At 58.9% G+C, this 15,200-nt stretch carries 14 protein-coding genes; 8 read left to right on the top strand and 6 right to left on the bottom strand.

From position 1 onward, the window contains the following. Window positions 1-9: 9 nt before the first annotated feature. Entirely contained in the window at window positions 10-147 is a 138-nt protein-coding gene (lptM, locus tag EP166_RS12905; RefSeq protein ID WP_127557585.1) for an LPS translocon maturation chaperone LptM, read from the bottom strand. 188 nt (window positions 148-335) lie between these two features. Between lptM and EP166_RS12900 the strand changes: the two genes are divergently transcribed. After that, window positions 336-935, top strand: coding sequence for an acyloxyacyl hydrolase (locus tag EP166_RS12900; protein ID WP_127557583.1), 600 nt, complete (start codon window positions 336-338; stop codon window positions 933-935). A 19-nt stretch (window positions 936-954) separates the two neighbouring features. Here the strand turns inward: EP166_RS12900 and EP166_RS12895 are convergent, their stop codons facing one another. Then, window positions 955-1,584: a hypothetical protein gene (locus EP166_RS12895; protein ID WP_127557581.1), complete on the bottom strand. Its 630-nt coding sequence runs from the start codon at window positions 1,582-1,584 to the stop codon at window positions 955-957. Window positions 1,585-1,797: 213 nt separating this feature from the next. After that, window positions 1,798-2,484, bottom strand: coding sequence for an orotate phosphoribosyltransferase (gene pyrE, locus EP166_RS12890; RefSeq protein WP_127557579.1), 687 nt, complete (start codon window positions 2,482-2,484; stop codon window positions 1,798-1,800). Window positions 2,485-2,809: 325 nt separating this feature from the next. Here pyrE and EP166_RS12885 point away from each other — a divergent pair, with 325 nt between their 5' ends. After that, a complete protein-coding gene (locus EP166_RS12885) occupies window positions 2,810-3,571 on the top strand; it encodes an exodeoxyribonuclease III (RefSeq protein WP_127557577.1) in 762 nt (253 codons plus the stop codon). Window positions 3,572-3,885: 314 nt separating this feature from the next. Here EP166_RS12885 and EP166_RS12880 read toward each other — a convergent pair whose 3' ends face one another. Next, the gene (locus EP166_RS12880; protein WP_127557575.1) at window positions 3,886-5,382 is read right to left on the bottom strand and encodes a YifB family Mg chelatase-like AAA ATPase; all 1,497 of its coding nucleotides are present in this window, start codon (window positions 5,380-5,382) and stop codon (window positions 3,886-3,888) included. A gap of 172 nt (window positions 5,383-5,554) precedes the next feature. On the opposite strand from EP166_RS12880, the gene EP166_RS12875 reads away from it, so the two are divergent. Next, on the top strand, window positions 5,555-6,067 hold the full coding sequence (locus tag EP166_RS12875) for a hypothetical protein (RefSeq protein ID WP_127557573.1): 513 nt from the start codon (window positions 5,555-5,557) through the stop codon (window positions 6,065-6,067). Here EP166_RS12875 and EP166_RS12870 read toward each other — a convergent pair. Next, window positions 6,045-6,731: an NAD-dependent epimerase/dehydratase family protein gene (locus tag EP166_RS12870; RefSeq protein ID WP_127557571.1), complete on the bottom strand. Its 687-nt coding sequence runs from the start codon at window positions 6,729-6,731 to the stop codon at window positions 6,045-6,047. The genes EP166_RS12875 and EP166_RS12870 overlap by 23 nt on opposite strands. Then, window positions 6,728-9,310, bottom strand: a complete 2,583-nt coding sequence (locus tag EP166_RS12865) for a bifunctional diguanylate cyclase/phosphodiesterase (RefSeq protein ID WP_164743926.1) — start codon at window positions 9,308-9,310, stop codon at window positions 6,728-6,730. The genes EP166_RS12870 and EP166_RS12865 overlap by 4 nt, the downstream gene beginning before the upstream one ends. Window positions 9,311-9,551: 241 nt before the next feature. Between EP166_RS12865 and EP166_RS12860 the strand changes: the two genes are divergently transcribed. The 5 genes from EP166_RS12860 (at window position 9,552) to EP166_RS12840 (ending at window position 15,107) form a co-directional block, all read left to right on the top strand. Continuing rightward, window positions 9,552-9,848, top strand: a complete 297-nt coding sequence (locus EP166_RS12860) for a GIY-YIG nuclease family protein (RefSeq protein WP_127557567.1) — start codon at window positions 9,552-9,554, stop codon at window positions 9,846-9,848. Between the two features lie 378 nt (window positions 9,849-10,226). After that, the gene (ushA, locus tag EP166_RS12855; RefSeq protein WP_220432559.1) at window positions 10,227-11,789 is read left to right on the top strand and encodes a bifunctional UDP-sugar hydrolase/5'-nucleotidase UshA; all 1,563 of its coding nucleotides are present in this window, start codon (window positions 10,227-10,229) and stop codon (window positions 11,787-11,789) included. 171 nt (window positions 11,790-11,960) lie between these two features. Further along, window positions 11,961-12,338, top strand: coding sequence for a DUF2750 domain-containing protein (locus EP166_RS12850; RefSeq protein ID WP_127557563.1), 378 nt, complete (start codon window positions 11,961-11,963; stop codon window positions 12,336-12,338). A gap of 243 nt (window positions 12,339-12,581) precedes the next feature. Next, a complete protein-coding gene (glyA, locus tag EP166_RS12845; RefSeq protein WP_127557561.1) occupies window positions 12,582-13,844 on the top strand; it encodes a serine hydroxymethyltransferase in 1,263 nt (420 codons plus the stop codon). 351 nt (window positions 13,845-14,195) lie between these two features. After that, complete coding sequence (locus EP166_RS12840) at window positions 14,196-15,107, top strand: DMT family transporter (RefSeq protein WP_127557559.1); 912 nt, start codon at window positions 14,196-14,198, stop codon at window positions 15,105-15,107. Window positions 15,108-15,200: the final 93 nt, after the last annotated feature.

Below are 15,200 nucleotides of genomic sequence, written 5' to 3'. Positions count from 1 at the left end.
GGTCGCTGGTCAGTGTCCAAAGTCAGAGGTAAGGGTGGTCCGGGCGTCGTCAGCGGGGAGGTACAGGTCACCCTTTTGCCCGCAGCCGACCAGCAACGCGGTGGCGCTGAATATAACGGCGAGCAATGTCAGGGTCCGGTGCTTCATGCGTAAGACTGGCTTGATGGCTGTAAACCTGAAGTATACGCGAGCACCCGAGGCTCGCCCACCCTGACAATGCAGTTAGGAGTCCAGTCAGAGCGGGTAACTGAGGCACTCGGGGTTAAGGTCGGCGCCTTCAGCGCCCGGGCCGGGTATACTGTCGGGTATCAGAAAGCTAAGGAGCAAAACGAAGCATGCGAAAGGCAAGGCGAACGGGTATTTCCCGGCTGGCGATTGGGATGAGCGCGGGACTGGCGTTGTGCTCGGGTGGTGTGATGGCGGAAGAGATCAAGCTGTATAACCTGGCGGTGGGCGCTTCGGTCGGTTCAGCCCTGGTGGTGAATCTGGTCAACGCTCGCCAGGCGGGGCTGGATTTTGGCTGGGACGACGGCAAAGAACGCGCCCGGTTACTGTTGAACTGGTCACTGCCCGTCGAGCGCACCTATGGGCCACTCCAAGTTACAACGGGGCTGGAGCTTGCCCTGGGTTCCAGTACCTATAAAGACGAAGAGCAACCCATGGCAAACCTGACGCCGCTGTTCGACTGGTCACTGCCGGCTGGCCCGGGTCATGCCGTGCTGGAAACCGGTCTGGGTGCGGCGTATCTCAGTTCGACCTCATTGGGGCCAGACCAATACAGCACCTACTGGCACTTCAGTCAGATTTTGGGGGTGGGGTATGTCTATCAGAGCTGGCAACTGGGCTGGCGTTATCAGCACATCTCCAACGGCAGTATCGAGAAGCCCAACAATGGCCAGAATTTTCATGGTCTGGTGTTGAAGTACCATTACTAGGGCGTGTTGCCGCAACGCTCTAGTTTGAGGCGCTGGTGTCTTCCCAGGGGCGGCCGTTCAGGCGTTCGTAGATGATTTCCATGCGTTCGCGATCGGCCGCGAAGTCTTCCCGGGCTTCGGTTTTGCGCGCTTCAACGTGATCGATTTCAGCCTGATAGTCTGCGATTTCCGCTTCTATCTCGGCCATTTGCGTCAGTAATTCGGCATCCACCGCCTGCCCGGCCCGTTCCTGGTTGGCCGCCTGCGATTGCAGCGCATTGAACTCAGTGCGCAGAATGTCGATACGGTTATCCTTCAGCCGGATCTCCATATCCAGACGGCTCAGCCAGGTACGCATGGCCCGGTCAACATCGCCCGGGCTGCGGTACAGTTTGACCAGCTCGGCGTCACGCACCCGCTCTTCCTGAACCCGTTGCTCTTCTGCCCGGCGATTGCGGATCTCTTCTTCACTGAGCTGAGGCGCTACTTCGCGTAACACAACGCCTTTGTCATCAATGATCTCATAACCGTTTTTGACAAATTCCGGCGGGATGCTGCTGTTGATGACTGTCTGGCCGTCGGCATCCTTGTAGCGGAAAAACTGGCGCGCCTCGGCCGCCAGAGGTATCAGGCTCAGCGTCAGCAACAGGGCGATCAGTCGATTGGACATAGGATACTGACTCATGTGTATTCAGATCATGGGTGGCCACCGGGCCGCTGCAGGCTGGGCTGTCGGTGCGGCAAACACCGCCTGTACGCCTGTTAACCGGTGAGCCTGGTTATCCCATTGTGCCTAGAAGTTCCAGCGTTGTCATCGGTCGGCCAAGGCACCGGGTTCCGGCTTGCTGATCAGTTTAGTTCAGTCTGCTGAATTCACCCTGAATCACACCACGCCGTAACGCGCCCGGTAATCTTCAACAGCGGCCAGGTGCGGGGCGAACTCGGGCTGGGTGGCAACGTAATCTATGACCTGGCTAAACGTAATCACCGGAATGATGGGCAAGCCAAACTCGGCTTCAAGCGCCTGAATGGCCGACCGTTCTTCGCCGGGTGCTTTTTCCTGGCGGTCCATTGCCACAACCGCGCCGGCCAGTTGCGCCTTCGGGAATTGTTGCAGCAGTGCCTGAACTTCCCGGATTGCGGTTCCGGCGGTGATCACATCGTCGACAATCACGATGCGCCCTTCCAGCGGCGCTCCGACAATCTGGCCGCCTTCGCCGTGGTCTTTGGCTTCTTTTCGATTGAAGGCGTAGGGAACGTTGCGTTCATGATCGCGCTGCAATGCCACAACGGTGGTGGTGGCCAGCGGTATACCTTTATAGGCAGGGCCGAACACCAGGTCGAAATCGAGGCCGGAGCTGACCAGCGCCCGCGCATAGACCTGGCCCAGCCGGCTCAGTGCCTCGCCGGTCTGGAATTGGCCGGCGTTAAAAAAATAGGGGCTGACACGGCCCGATTTCAGCGTAAATTCACCGAAGGTCAGGGCGCCGGCATCGATGGCGAAACGGATGAAATCTTGTTGCCATTGAGGGGTCGAGGCTGTACTTCCGGTCGAAAATGGTCTATCCATGGTGTTAGGCCCTTGTATCGGCTGATCTCGAACGAGGCCCGGTCGGACCTGCTGGCGAGAGGCTTTGGACTCCCGCTGGGCGCGGCAGTATAGCGGAAAGGCGGTTTCGATTAAAAAGCAGAATGACAGAACGCGAAAAAAATAAAAAAAGTGAGCCCCGGGGCACCGGGGCAGGCTCGATACCGATTGCATACGGCGGTTTTGCCCCAACAAAAGGTAAAAGCCGGAAAAACCTTTAAAATCAGTGACGCGATCGCCGTTCAAAGCCGTGACAGTGCGGGTTTGCGCCGATATGATACGCGCGCTTGTTGACTGGATAGACAGGATGAAAGTCGTCACCCTTAATGTAAATGGCCTGGTGAACGCTGCCCAGCGCGGTTTTTTCGAATGGTTGGAAAAACTGGACGCGGACGTGGTGTGTGTTCAGGAGGTCCGTGCCAAGGAATATCAGTTGCCCGAGGCGTTTCTCGACGTGCCGGGCTACCATGCCTTTTTCTTCGATGCCGAGGAAGACGGCTACTCTGGTACTGCCATCTATAGCCGGGTTATGCCCAAAGCCATTATCCGCGGGCTGGGCTCGCCGCAATGGGATCTGGAAGGCCGTTTTATTCAGGCCGATTTTAATAACGTGAGCATCGCGTCCATTGCCGTACCTTACGCGCAGACTGAAGATGAGATTGAACACAAGCTGGCCTTTCTGGATGTGTTGCAGCAGCACATGAAGAAAACCCGGCGCAAGCGCCGCGAGTTTATCTTTGCGGGCAGCTATCAGATCGCGCATCGTTCAATCGATCTTGGCAACTGGGAAACCCATCAGCGTGAATCGGGCTTTTTACCCGAAGAACGCGCCTGGATGGATCAGGTAACCGGCCCCATCGGCTTTGTCGATGCGTTCCGTCTGATGAACCGCAAGGATCGCCAGCACACATGGTGGCCCTTCGATGAAGCCCAGGCCAACGGCATGCGGCTCGATTACCAGATGATCACCCCAAACATTGCCGACTTTGTACTCGACGTCGGCATAGTGCGCGAACCACGAATCTCGCCGCACCTGCCAGTGGTCATCGAATACGACATCGATTTTTAAACCAAGTCCCCGGGCTGGGCCAGGCTTGTCGGAAATGGTCCGCACCGGATACCGGGTGTGCCCTTGTGGGGTCGGCGTAGATCCCTCCATGGAGCCTAGACCGCAGCATCCCTGCTGCGGACTACCCCACAAGGACACACCCGGCACCCGCCGCTTGCTACCTCAACGACCTCCAATATCGATATTAAGAGCTATTAAGTTAGTGGATTGCTAGCTTTTTGCTTGATCCAATGAAGCCTGGGATCAGTGCTGGCTACCGGATAGGCGTACCCGGTGGCCAGCACGGCTGTGAGCCAAATCAATATATTAGGCCACTAAACCCGCATCAATTTTTCCAGTTGTCGGCAATTAAGCGCTTCGATCAGGTCGCTGCGCTCCAGCGTTGGGCGGCCGTTGAGGTCGGCCAGGGTTCGGGCTACTTTGAGGACGCGGTGGTAGGCGCGGGCGCTGAGCCCGAGTTTGTCGAGCGCTGAGTCGAGCAGGGTTTGTTCGGCCTGGCCCAGCTGGCAGGCTTGTTCCAGCTGTTTGCCGGACAACTCCGCATTGGCGCAGCCCTGGCGCTCCAGTTGCCGGGCCCAGGCCTGTTCTACCCGGGCGCGAACGACGGAGCTGGATTCCTCCTCGGTATTGCGGGTTAGCAGTGCCTTGGGCAGGGCCGGCACCTCGATGTGCAGGTCGATGCGGTCCAGAAAGGGGCCCGACAGGCGGGCCAGGTAGCGTTGCATTTGTTCGCGGGTGTAGCGTTGCGAGCGCGGGTCGTCCGGGCTGTAGCCGCCGGGGGTCGGGTTCATGGCGGCGACCAGTTGGAAGCGGGCCGGGAAGCTGGTTTGGCGCGCAGCCCGGGCGATGTGGACTTCACCGCTTTCCATGGGTTCGCGTAATACGTCGAGCACGGTGCGCGGGAACTCGGCCAGTTCGTCCAGAAACAGCACACCCCGGTGCGCCAGGGTGACTTCGCCGGGCCGCGGAATGGAGCCGCCGCCAATCAACGCGACGCCTGAGGCGGTGTGGTGAGGTGAGCGAAACGGACGCTGGCCCCAGTTCAGTGGCAGGCCGCAGATGCTTTGCACGCTGGCGACTTCCAGCGCCTCGCGCTCGCTCAGGGCTGGCAACAGGCCCGGCAGGCGGGAGGCGAGCAGGGTTTTACCGGTGCCCGGTGGGCCGAAAAACAATAAGTTGTGTCGTCCGGCGGCGGCGATTTCCAGGGCGCGTTTGGCGCTGTGCTGGCCTTTAACATCGGCCAGGTCGGGCTGCGGCAGTCTGTCGCTGGCGGACTCATACTGGGCCTGTGGCAGCGGCTTCTGGCCGCTGAAATGGCTGGTGACCTGCAGCAGGTGTTCGCCGTAACGGACGTCGCTGTCGCTGGCCAGTGCGGCCTCGGCAGCGTTGTCTTTGCTGGTGACCAGGCTGCGCCCGGCGTCGGTACAGGCGATGGCAGCGGGCAAGGCGCCAGGGCCGGGCCGAAGGTCTCCGGACAGTGCCAGCTCGCCCAGGAATTCGAATTCCTCGATTTTGTCGGCTGGCACCTGATTGCTGGCGACCAATATGCCCAGGGCAATGGCGAGGTCGAACTGGGCCCCTTGCTTGGGCAGGTCGGCTGGTCCCATATTGACGGTGATACGCCGGTCCGGGAAGTCGAATTGGCTGTTGATGATGGCGGAGCGAACCCGGTCGCGTGCTTCCTTGACGGCGGTTTCTGGCAGGCCAACCATATTGAAGGCGGGCAGACCGTTCGACAGGTGTACTTCAATGGTAACCAGCGGCGCGTCCATCCCGACGCGGGCCCGGCTGTACAGGACGGCGAGTGTCATCTTCTTCCCTGACTATTATGCTGAAGGGTGTTCGTTGGGCCGAACGCTACGACAGCCCGGGCGGGTGAGCAAGTCAGGGTGCCTGGCTCTGTGATCGAGTCGACCTTCATTGGTATGATGACGTCTGTTTTCACTTCGGTGGGTTTTTTCACCCCGACCTAAAGGAATGTCTGTGACCAAACCAATCAAATGGGGGCTGATGGCCGCCGTATCGGGTGTTTTGTTGGTATTGCTGGTTGTCTGGAGTGTTCAGCGCTATCAGGACCGGCTTGAACGGGAGACCCACGCACCTGAGCGCTTGCAGCAACGGCTGATGGCGGTGCAGGCGGGCGACGGTACCTTACAGGCAGAGGATCTGGAGGAGGTCGGATTGCGGGCGCAGGAGGAGGCTCGCATCCGCCAGTTGCTGGCACAGGATCTGTCGCAAACGCCACATCCCGAACCGGACCAGGCGGTGGCGTTGCTGACACCGGGGGCCGTGTCGCTGGTGGCGACGCAGGAAGGTTTACTGGCAGCGCTGACGCGACGGCTGCTTGCCCTGCCGCAGGGCGACTGGGTGCGTACCATTGTCGCTGCCGATCACTGGGAACTGGCGGTGGGTGACACCTGCCTGACATTGCGTGATCGTGGCACCGACGAGGCCTATTGGCGCTGGACCTCAATCAGTCGCTGCGAAACCGACTGATTCTCTCCGATTCCCAGATATCAATCGCCGGGCCCGGTGAGCTGGCAGCCGCGACCATGGCCGCGGCAACCTGGTCGGCCGCTACCGGCCGGTACTTCAGCAGGGGGCCAGACAGCGCTGGTTTGATCACCGCACCGAACGCCGCACCCAGGCGTTCCCCGAGCCTGAATTCTTCGCGGTTGCCGAGCAGCAGCGAGGGTCGCATGATCACCAGGCGATCGAACCCGAGGGCAATGAGCTCCTGCTCGGCTTCGCCTTTGGTGCGCAAATACAGCTGGCGGCTTTGCGGGTTGGCCCCAAGGCTGGATACGAACAGGCACTTGCGGACGCCCAGATCCCGTGCCCAGTGTGCGGTATTGACCACCAGGTCCCGGTCCAGCGCGACGAAGGCATCCGGGGAGCCCGCTTTTTTAAGGGTTGTCCCCAGCGCGCAGAACAGGGTGCCGCCCTGCAAATCCATGGCCGAGGCATCGGGCCAGGTCTTGAAGTCGGTATTTACCCAGTGCAAATGGCGCTGGTGTTGAGGCTGGGGCCGGCGCGTCAGTAGCCAGACCGGGTCGAACAGCGCCGGCGTCAGGTGGTGCTGCAGGGCGTTGCCAACCAGGCCGGTGCCGCCTACCACCAGCGCTGTGGCCGGGTGCTGTCCTTTGCTGGCGCTGCTCATGCCAGGCTCTCCTCGTAGTCGGTTCCCGGTTGTTTCAGTTTATGCACATTGAAGGTGTCGGCCGGTTCCGGTTTGGCGAGATAGAAGCCCTGAAAGAAATCCACACCCATGCCCATGAGTATCGACATGGTCGCTTCGTCGTGAACGTGTTCGGCCACGGTGCGAATGTGCAGGTCCTGACACAGCTGCACCACCCGCTTGACCAGGATGCGGTTCACCTCGCTGTCGACCAGATGGCGGATCAGGCTGCCGTCGAGTTTGATCCAGTCTGGTTTTAACCGCATCACCCGCTCCAGGTTTGAATAGGCACTGCCGAAGTCGTCAATCGCCAGCTTGCAACCCAGTCGTCGCAGTTCATGCAGAGTATAGGTGAAGCGGTCGAAATCACGCAGACTGTCCGACTCGACAATTTCCAGCGTCACCCGCTCGGCGTCAACGCCCCCTTTGAGCCAGTATTTCAGCCGGTCGATCAGGGCCTCATTGGCCAGATCTCGGGCGGTGAAATTCAGGGTGAACCCAATGTTGTGGGGTTTCATCAGGCGGAAGGTTTCGTCGATCATCACCATCGACAGGCGCGGGTAGAGCTGTGTCGGTTTGACCAGATCGAGGAAGCTGGCCGGGCTGTAAATGACGCCCTCGTGGCGCACCCGCATCAGTGCTTCGACGTGGTGAACCTGGCCCTGGCGATCAAACAGCGGCTGCACATAGGGCAAAATGTCGCCACTGCCGAGCGCCGTGCGGATGCGGCTTAGCCAGATCAGCCCGTCGCGTTTGCCCCGGTCGGTTCCCGGCAAGTCGATTGCCCGGGCGATGGGTAGCTGGTGCCGGTAGGCGTGGCGCCGTGCCTCGGAGGCCTTGATCAGCAAGTCTTCCGTGCTGTGCGTCATATCGGCAGGCAATTCAGCCCGGTGCGCGGTGCCTGCGGTCAGCAGAATGGGCAATACGTTCTGCACCACCTTGTCACTGAACAGATCCGACTGGTTCTGCATGCGCTCGGTGAGCTGTGCCATGCCCTTGTAAAAGCTGTTCATTGGACAGGCATCGGGCGCCACAATGAGAAATTCGTTGGGCGAGCCGCGGAACACCAGCGCTGTGGTTGGCAGTAATTCGGTAATGTCGGTTTGGATGGAAGCGCTGAGACTGCGCAGCAGCTGGTCGCCCACGCTGTACCCGTAGAGGTTGTTGATCTGGCGCAGGTTGTTGATTTTAAGGCTGCAGACCTGAACGATGGGCCAGGGGTCGTCATCACGCAGGCACTGCAACAGGGCCACCCGGTTGGCCAGCCCCGTCACACTGTCGGTTTCAAATTTACGCAGCAGTTCCTGGGTGGTCCGGCGGATGTCATCTTCCAGGTTGCGGTTGACCTGGTCGAGGTCTTCGACAGAGGCTTGTATCAGCCGAAACAATGGGGCCAGCGCGTGGCGCTCCAGCACCGGCATGGGGCGTTCCACCGCCGGGTCTTCGGCAATGGCGACCGTCACCAGGCTGTGTTGCAGCAATTGGGTACGCCCCTTTTCCTGCATCAGCTCGCCATAACAAAAGACCCCGCTGAGCGGGGCCATGGCCTGAAACGGTTGCAGTTCCCGCGCGGTCTCCTGGTGATCAGAGCGCTGTCGGGAGGCGCAATTGAAACTTAAGATCAACTCGGGCCGCCGCGAATGCAACGCCTCGGCGCCCCGGTTAACCTGCTCCAGCGTCATTGACGGGTGGCTGTAGGCGAAGCGAACCCGGTCGCCCTCCAGCAAGGGCGTGCTCATGATCAGGCCGCCGTCAGCCAGTTGGCGTATCGGGGCGCTCAGGGTGTTTTGTTTGTCGGTGACACGCATCAGCGGAAAGTTTTCATAATGCACCTCTTCGGAGGGCGCCGGGCTTGTCGTCCGGTCATCGACGAGTGGTTCGGTCAGATAACGTTCATACAGTGTCTGCGCCGATTGCTGGTCGAGTTCATAGAGGGTGTTACCGACGGCTTTGGTGACGGTCCAGGTTCGACCGATCAGGTGCCATTCCGAGTAGGATTGGGTCATAACATCGAGCGTTTCATTGCTCAGGGTGATGGTCAGGGCATGGTGCTGCAGAAACTGACCATCAGCGTAGAGCCACCCCTGTCCATCCACAGAACAACAACCACCGACCAGCGCCAGATTCGGGTACTGCCGGTTGACCCAGTGTGCCAGGGCGGGCACGTCGCCCTGTTCGGCGCTCATAAAGGTCAGCGCCAGTCGACTGTCGGTTCGGCACACAGGATCAAACAGCCGCTCACCGAATTCCCGTTCATCACCTTCCCAGCGCAGGTAGTTCAGGCGCAGGTCGGTTCGTTCAAATGTCATGAACTGCAGCAGCAGGGCTTGTTCGCGGACTTTCCCGTCGTGTATCAGTTGGGGGCCGTAAGCGCCGGCAACGGTAGCCATGGGCCAGAGCGCCTCGACCCAGGGCAGGAGGCTGGCAAGTTGGTCCGGTTGTGCGCTGGAGAAAGCCAGAATAAGCAGGCGAGCGTCGTCCTCAATCGCTTTCTGAAGCGCCGCCAATCGTGCCAGGCCGTCGTCAGTGTCGATTTGAATCAGGAGGGTGTGAATGCTCACTGCCATATTTTGGGCAAGTTTGTGATTGAGTTCTCGCAGTTTAGGGTAAAGCAGCGTTTGAAGGAAACCCCTGCTTCTTGAAAATGAGTCGCAATTGACGATTTAGCCCTCGTGAATTGACGGCGGCGTCCATGCCGGTAACCATAACGGGCTGAAGACCATGTGCCGTTGATCACCGAGTGCCTCCGTGAAGCCTGTAGACAGTCCCTCCAACCTTCCTGACGTCAGGGGTGCCCCCGTCTTGCCGACACAGGCGTCAAGCGAGCCGGAGCAGGCGTCGCCCTGGTGGGTCTACCTGGTTCAATGCCGTGATGGCACTTTTTATACGGGCATCACCACTGACCTGCAGCGCCGGCTGCGCCAGCATAATGGTGAACTGGTAGGAGGCGCTCGCTATACGCGGCCGCGCCGGCCGGTCACCCTCGTTTATCAGGAGGCCTGCCGTGATCGCAGCCATGCAGGCCAGCGGGAAGCTATCGTGCGCAAGCTCAGCCGGTTACGCAAACAGGCACTCGCAACCCAGAACAGGTCTGAGTAGCGCCCTGGCCAGCGCCGGTTGTCACCAGGCTGACATAAAAGGGGGGTAGCCTCCCTGGCGCTGGCGGGGTTCTTGCCTACACTCTGAAGGCAGCCCGGCACTCTGGTTGCTGCAACTCAACAGAACAAGACAGAATGATCGCACACCACGGCTCTGGCCTGGGGCGAGTGCCCGTCAGGAGATCACCAATGGGGTCACCATTGCCGGGGTTCAGCACTGCATTAGGGCTACAGACTGAATGCTTTGCACTGTTCTGAGGCCTGGTAATAAAGCCGTCATTTTCGGGTTTCGGTTTGCCACAGAACGGGTTAAAGTGGAAATTCAGGGTTGACCAACAGGTCAGGTCCTGCCAAAAAAAGAATGAAAGGAGACTCAAACATGAAAACGCTAGTACCTGCCTCGCTGGGTTTGACGGCCATCCTCCTTAGCGGCTGCGCCATGATGGGTCCGAGCTACGAGCCGGACACCGACTATCAACTGACCATTTTGCATACCAACGACCACCACGGCCGTTTCTGGCGCAACAGCGACGGTGAATACGGTATGTCGGCCCGTAAAACCCTGATCGATTCCATTCGTGCTGAAGTCGCTGCTGAAGGTGGCGAAGTGTTGCTGCTGTCCGGTGGCGACATCAACACCGGCGTGCCTGAATCGGATTTACAGGATGCCGAGCCCGATTTTAAAGGCATGGCCATGCTTGAATACGACGCTATGGCCGTGGGTAACCACGAATTCGATAACCCGCGAGACGTACTGATGCAGCAGGCTGACTGGGCCGGGTTCCCGTTCCTGTCAGCCAACATTGTCTATAAAGACAATGGAAAAACGTTGTTCGAACCTTATGAAATGTTCAACGTCCAGGGTAACCGCATCGCCGTTGTCGGTTTTACCACCGAAGATACGGTGAGAATTGGCAACCCCGAGTACATCGGCGACCTCGACTTCCTGAGTCCGTCTACGGTCGGTCGCACCCTGATACCCGAACTGGATGCCAAATCCGAGCTGGTGATCGCCGTAACTCACATGGGTCACTATGCCAATGGCAACTTCGGTGGCAACGCTCCGGGTGACGTGACCCTGGCGCGCAATGTCGACGGTATCGATGTCATTGTCGGTGGTCACAGCCAGAATCCACTGTTCGAGCCCGACGTTGTTAACAACACGCTGATTTTGCAAGCTTATGAGTGGGGCAAGTACGTTGGTCGTTTGGACCTGACCATTCGCAATGGTGAGATCGTCAACTACGAATACGACCTGATTCCGGTCAACCTGAAAGAAGACGACCAACTGCTGCGTCCGGAAATTGCCCAGAACCTGGAAATGCTGGCCATGTTGGCGCCCTATCAGCAGGCAGGCAGTGCCGCGCTCGATACCGTCATCGGTTCCGCGAATGGTGATTTCATTGGGGACCGCAGTGTCGTCCGTAACCAGCCAACCAATCTTGGTGTGCTGGTCGCACGCGCTCAGCGGGTAAAAACCCAGGCTGACGTGGCCGTCATGAACTCCGGCGGTATCCGTGCCGATATGGACGGAGGCGAGCTGACCTATAAAGACGTGCTGACCGTGCAGCCCTTCGGCAACATGGTTTCCTACGTCGATCTGAGCGGTGCCGAGTTGCTGGACTACCTCGATGTGGCCGCTTCCAAGCAGGCAGGCAGCGGCGCCTTTGCTCAGTTTGATGGCATTAACCTGCGCATCAGCAACGGTGAAGTAACTCGGGCCATTGTCAACGGTCGGGAAATTGATCCGAACGGTACCTACCGTCTTGCGGTGAATGCCTTTATGGCTTCCGGCGGTGATGGCTACCCGGTACTCACGGATCACCCGAACTATGTGAACACCGGCTTTGTTGACGCGGACGTCATGGTTGAGTTCATTCAGGAAAACAGCCCGCTGAACATTGCCAACTTTAACCCCGGTCTGTCAGTCGTTCGTCGCTAAACGACTCAGTACCTTTGGTATGGAAAGGGCCGCCAAGTGCGGCCCTTTTTTCGTTCTGCGTTCCGGCATGGCTTTTTCCAGGCGTGCTGCTACTATGGCCGGCCTTTCAGTGGAGATGCCCTTTGGTGGCGAACACTGACCGTTTTCCATTCGTCCATCAGAGTTCTGCACATGACCCATTCCCTTTCCCCGGAAGAGCTTCACGACCTCCAGGCACTGTCCCCCTCAGAGCGTTATGACTACCTGATCGAGCTGATACAGGCTGGCCAGAGCGTCTGGTCTCTGCGCAGCGATCAGGGCACCGTACTGATGTCCAGTGATGGTCAGGATTGCCTGCCCATCTGGCCGCATACCGAATGCGTGCAAGCCTGGATTAACGGTGATTGGGCCGATTGCACGCCCATGGCCATCGATGCTGCTGCCTGGGAACAACGCTGGTTGCCCGGTTTGCAGGCCGATGGCATTGCCCTGGCTGTCTTCCCGAGCCAGGACGATGAAGGCGTAGTGGTTGAACCCGATGATATGGCGGCCTCGCTGTCTGCCGGGTAAGCCAGTGCTGTCAGTTTCTTCCGATTGCCATGTAACGACGGTATTTTTGGTCTTTGTTTGATCAATTTCCCACCGCAGCGGTGGGAAACCGCTTCGCTTTAGGTACAATAGCCGCCCTCTGAAACCCTTGAAATCCTTGATCTAAAGCTGTCTTTGCGGTCAGTTTCAGTCAGTGATTATTGAGTTGTTGCGACCCGGGTCGGGGTCGGTATCGGCAGCCCATCTATACTTGTGGAGAGTGACATGTTTGAGAAAAACCAAACCATCGCCGATTTTGATGCCGACATCTGGCATGCCATGGAAGCGGAGCGCGAACGCCAGGAAGAGCACATCGAGCTGATTGCCTCAGAAAACTACACTTCGCCACGAGTCATGCAGGCGCAGGGCTCACAACTGACCAACAAGTACGCCGAAGGCTACCCGGGCAAGCGTTACTACGGCGGCTGTGAGCACGTCGATGTGGTTGAAAACCTCGCCATCGAACGTGCCAAGCAATTATTCGGTGCCGGCTACGCCAACGTTCAGCCGCATTCCGGTTCACAGGCCAATGCCGCTGTGTTTATGGCCTTGTGCGAGCCGGGTGATACTGTGTTGGGCATGAGCCTGGCACACGGTGGCCACCTGACGCACGGTGCCTCGGTCTCGTTCTCGGGCCGCATCTACAATGCCGTTCAGTACGGTCTCAACGCCGACACCGGCGAGATCGACTACGAGCAGATGGAAGCCCTGGCGCGCGAACACAAGCCGAAAATGATCATCGCCGGTTTCTCGGCTTATTCCCGCATCGTTGACTGGGCCCGTTTCCGCACCATTGCCGATGAAGTGGGTGCCTACCTGCTGGTTGATATGGCACACGTGGCTGGCCTGGTGGCCGCCGGGGTTTACCCGAGCCCGGTACCGTTTGCCGATGTGGTTACCACCACCACTCACAAGACGCTGCGCGGCCCGCGCGGCGGCCTGATTCTGGCGCGTGAAGACGAAGAGCTGAACAAGAAACTGAACTTCGCGGTCTTCCCGGAAAGCCAGGGTGGCCCGATGATGCACATCATCGCGGCGAAGGCGATCTGCTTCAAAGAAGCCATGTCAGATGACTATAAGGCTTACCAGGCTCAGGTGGTCAAAAATGCTCAGGCTATGTGCAGCGTCTTTATTGAGCGCGGCATCAACATTGTCTCCAACGGTACCGATGACCATCTGTTCCTGGTCGACCTGATCGGCAAGGAATACACCGGTAAAGAAGCCGACGCCGCACTCGGCGAAGCCAACATCACCGTCAACAAGAACGCCGTTCCCAATGACCCGCGCTCACCCTTTGTGACCTCGGGCCTGCGCATCGGTACCCCGGCGATCACCAGCCGCGGCTTTAAAGAAGCCGAAGCCAGTGAACTGGCCGGCTGGATCTGTGACGTGCTCGACGGCCTGGAAAAAGGCGATGCGTCAGCCGCCATAACCGAGGTGAAGGCCAAGGTACTGGCCATCTGCGCACGACTGCCGGTCTATCGCTGATTACCTGCCTCAGGGGTTAGTTTAAAAAGGGAGGCCACTGGCCTCCCTTTTTTAGTTCAAGTTCTGGAGCTCGGGTTGGCTGGGTGGCATGAGCTCGCAGCAGCCACCGGGTGCGCCCTTGTGGGGTCGGCGTGAACCTGTCCATGGCGGTCCGACGTCTCGGGCCTAGACCGCAGGATATGAATCCCCTCCATGGGATTCACCCTTCGGGCTCGCTGCGCTCGTGCTAAAACGCTCCCGGCGTTTTAGTCCATGCTGCGGACTTCCCCACAAGGGCGCACCCGGTAGCCGCCGCTTGCTTCCCCGGCATTTTTGAAATGTTAGTCATTTGAAGTATGGGCGTAGGTAGCTATGGATAACCTGGTATTGCGCAGCCATCTGGCGCTGCTGCTGGCGATGCTGCTGTGGGGCAGTTCTTTTATTGCCCTTAAGCTGGCAGTGAATGATCTGTCGCCCATGATCGTGATTTTCATGCGCATGGCGATTGGTGCGGTTGCCTTTCTGACCGTCTGGCCCTGGTTGCGGCACGGCTTTGTGTACCAGGCGGGTGACTGGAAGTATTTGTTGGGTATGGCGCTGTTCGAGCCATGCTTGTATTTCATTTTCGAAGCTCAGGCACTGCGTTACACCAGTGCCGGTCAGGCCGGGATGATTACCGCCATGCTGCCACTGATGGTGGCCATCGCTGCCTTCTTTATTCTCAAAGAACGCAGCGGCTGGCGCCAGTGGCTGGGGTTTGGCATTGCCGTGATCGGCGTCATCTGGATGACCCTGACCGGTGAAGACAGTGAGCAGGCTCCCAATGCCTTGCTGGGTAACTTTCTGGAGTTTCTGGCGATGGTCAGTGCGGTGGGCTATACCCTCCTGGTCAAGCATCTGACCCGGCGTTATTCCGCCTTTTTGCTGACCGCCCTGCAGTCGTTTGTCGGCACGCTGTTCTTTTTTCCGCTGGCGCTGGCATCGCCCTGGCCCGAGCAGATTTCCCTGTCGACCTTTGGCTTGCTGATTTATCTGGGCCTGATCATCACCCTGGGTGCTTATGGTCTCTACAACTATTCGCTGACGCATCTGAAGGCAACGGTAGCCGCCGGTTACACCAACCTGCTACCAGTATTCACCCTGCTGTTTTCGATGTTGCTGCTCGGTGAGCGGCTGGTGCTCAGTCAGTGGCTGGCCATCGGCCTGGTGTTTGTCGGTGTCTTTCTCAGTCAGGACCGAAGCCATCGGTTGCCGCCAGAAGTGCCACCCCCGGTGACGGGTTAAGCGGGTGTGCCACCCGGGTTGCCGTGAAGCGCTGTAAAATCGTCGGGACAATGCCGGGCACGGCTAATTGGCGGCAGTGCATTGCTCTGCGAG

The sequence above is a fragment of the Saccharospirillum alexandrii genome (genome assembly GCF_004000275.1).
GTDB lineage: Bacteria > Pseudomonadota > Gammaproteobacteria > Pseudomonadales > Natronospirillaceae > Saccharospirillum > Saccharospirillum alexandrii.
The sequence above is the reverse complement of the archived record's forward strand: the minus strand, read 5'-3'. Positions and strand labels throughout refer to the sequence as shown.

Bases quoted from the DNA above. Each gene is read 5' to 3' on its own strand.
- lptM (WP_127557585.1), bottom strand. From the start codon at position 147: ATGAAGCACCGGACCCTGACATTGCTCGCCGTTATATTCAGCGCCACC.
- EP166_RS12900 (WP_127557583.1), top strand. From the start codon at position 336: ATGCGAAAGGCAAGGCGAACGGGTATTTCCCGGCTGGCGATTGGGATG.
- EP166_RS12895 (WP_127557581.1), bottom strand. From the start codon at position 1,584: ATGTCCAATCGACTGATCGCCCTGTTGCTGACGCTGAGCCTGATACCT.
- pyrE (WP_127557579.1), bottom strand. From the start codon at position 2,484: ATGGATAGACCATTTTCGACCGGAAGTACAGCCTCGACCCCTCAATGG.
- EP166_RS12885 (WP_127557577.1), top strand. From the start codon at position 2,810: ATGAAAGTCGTCACCCTTAATGTAAATGGCCTGGTGAACGCTGCCCAG.
- EP166_RS12880 (WP_127557575.1), bottom strand. From the start codon at position 5,382: ATGACACTCGCCGTCCTGTACAGCCGGGCCCGCGTCGGGATGGACGCG.
- EP166_RS12870 (WP_127557571.1), bottom strand. From the start codon at position 6,731: ATGAGCAGCGCCAGCAAAGGACAGCACCCGGCCACAGCGCTGGTGGTA.
- ushA (WP_220432559.1), top strand. From the start codon at position 10,227: ATGAAAACGCTAGTACCTGCCTCGCTGGGTTTGACGGCCATCCTCCTT.
- EP166_RS12850 (WP_127557563.1), top strand. From the start codon at position 11,961: ATGACCCATTCCCTTTCCCCGGAAGAGCTTCACGACCTCCAGGCACTG.
- glyA (WP_127557561.1), top strand. From the start codon at position 12,582: ATGTTTGAGAAAAACCAAACCATCGCCGATTTTGATGCCGACATCTGG.
- EP166_RS12840 (WP_127557559.1), top strand. From the start codon at position 14,196: ATGGATAACCTGGTATTGCGCAGCCATCTGGCGCTGCTGCTGGCGATG.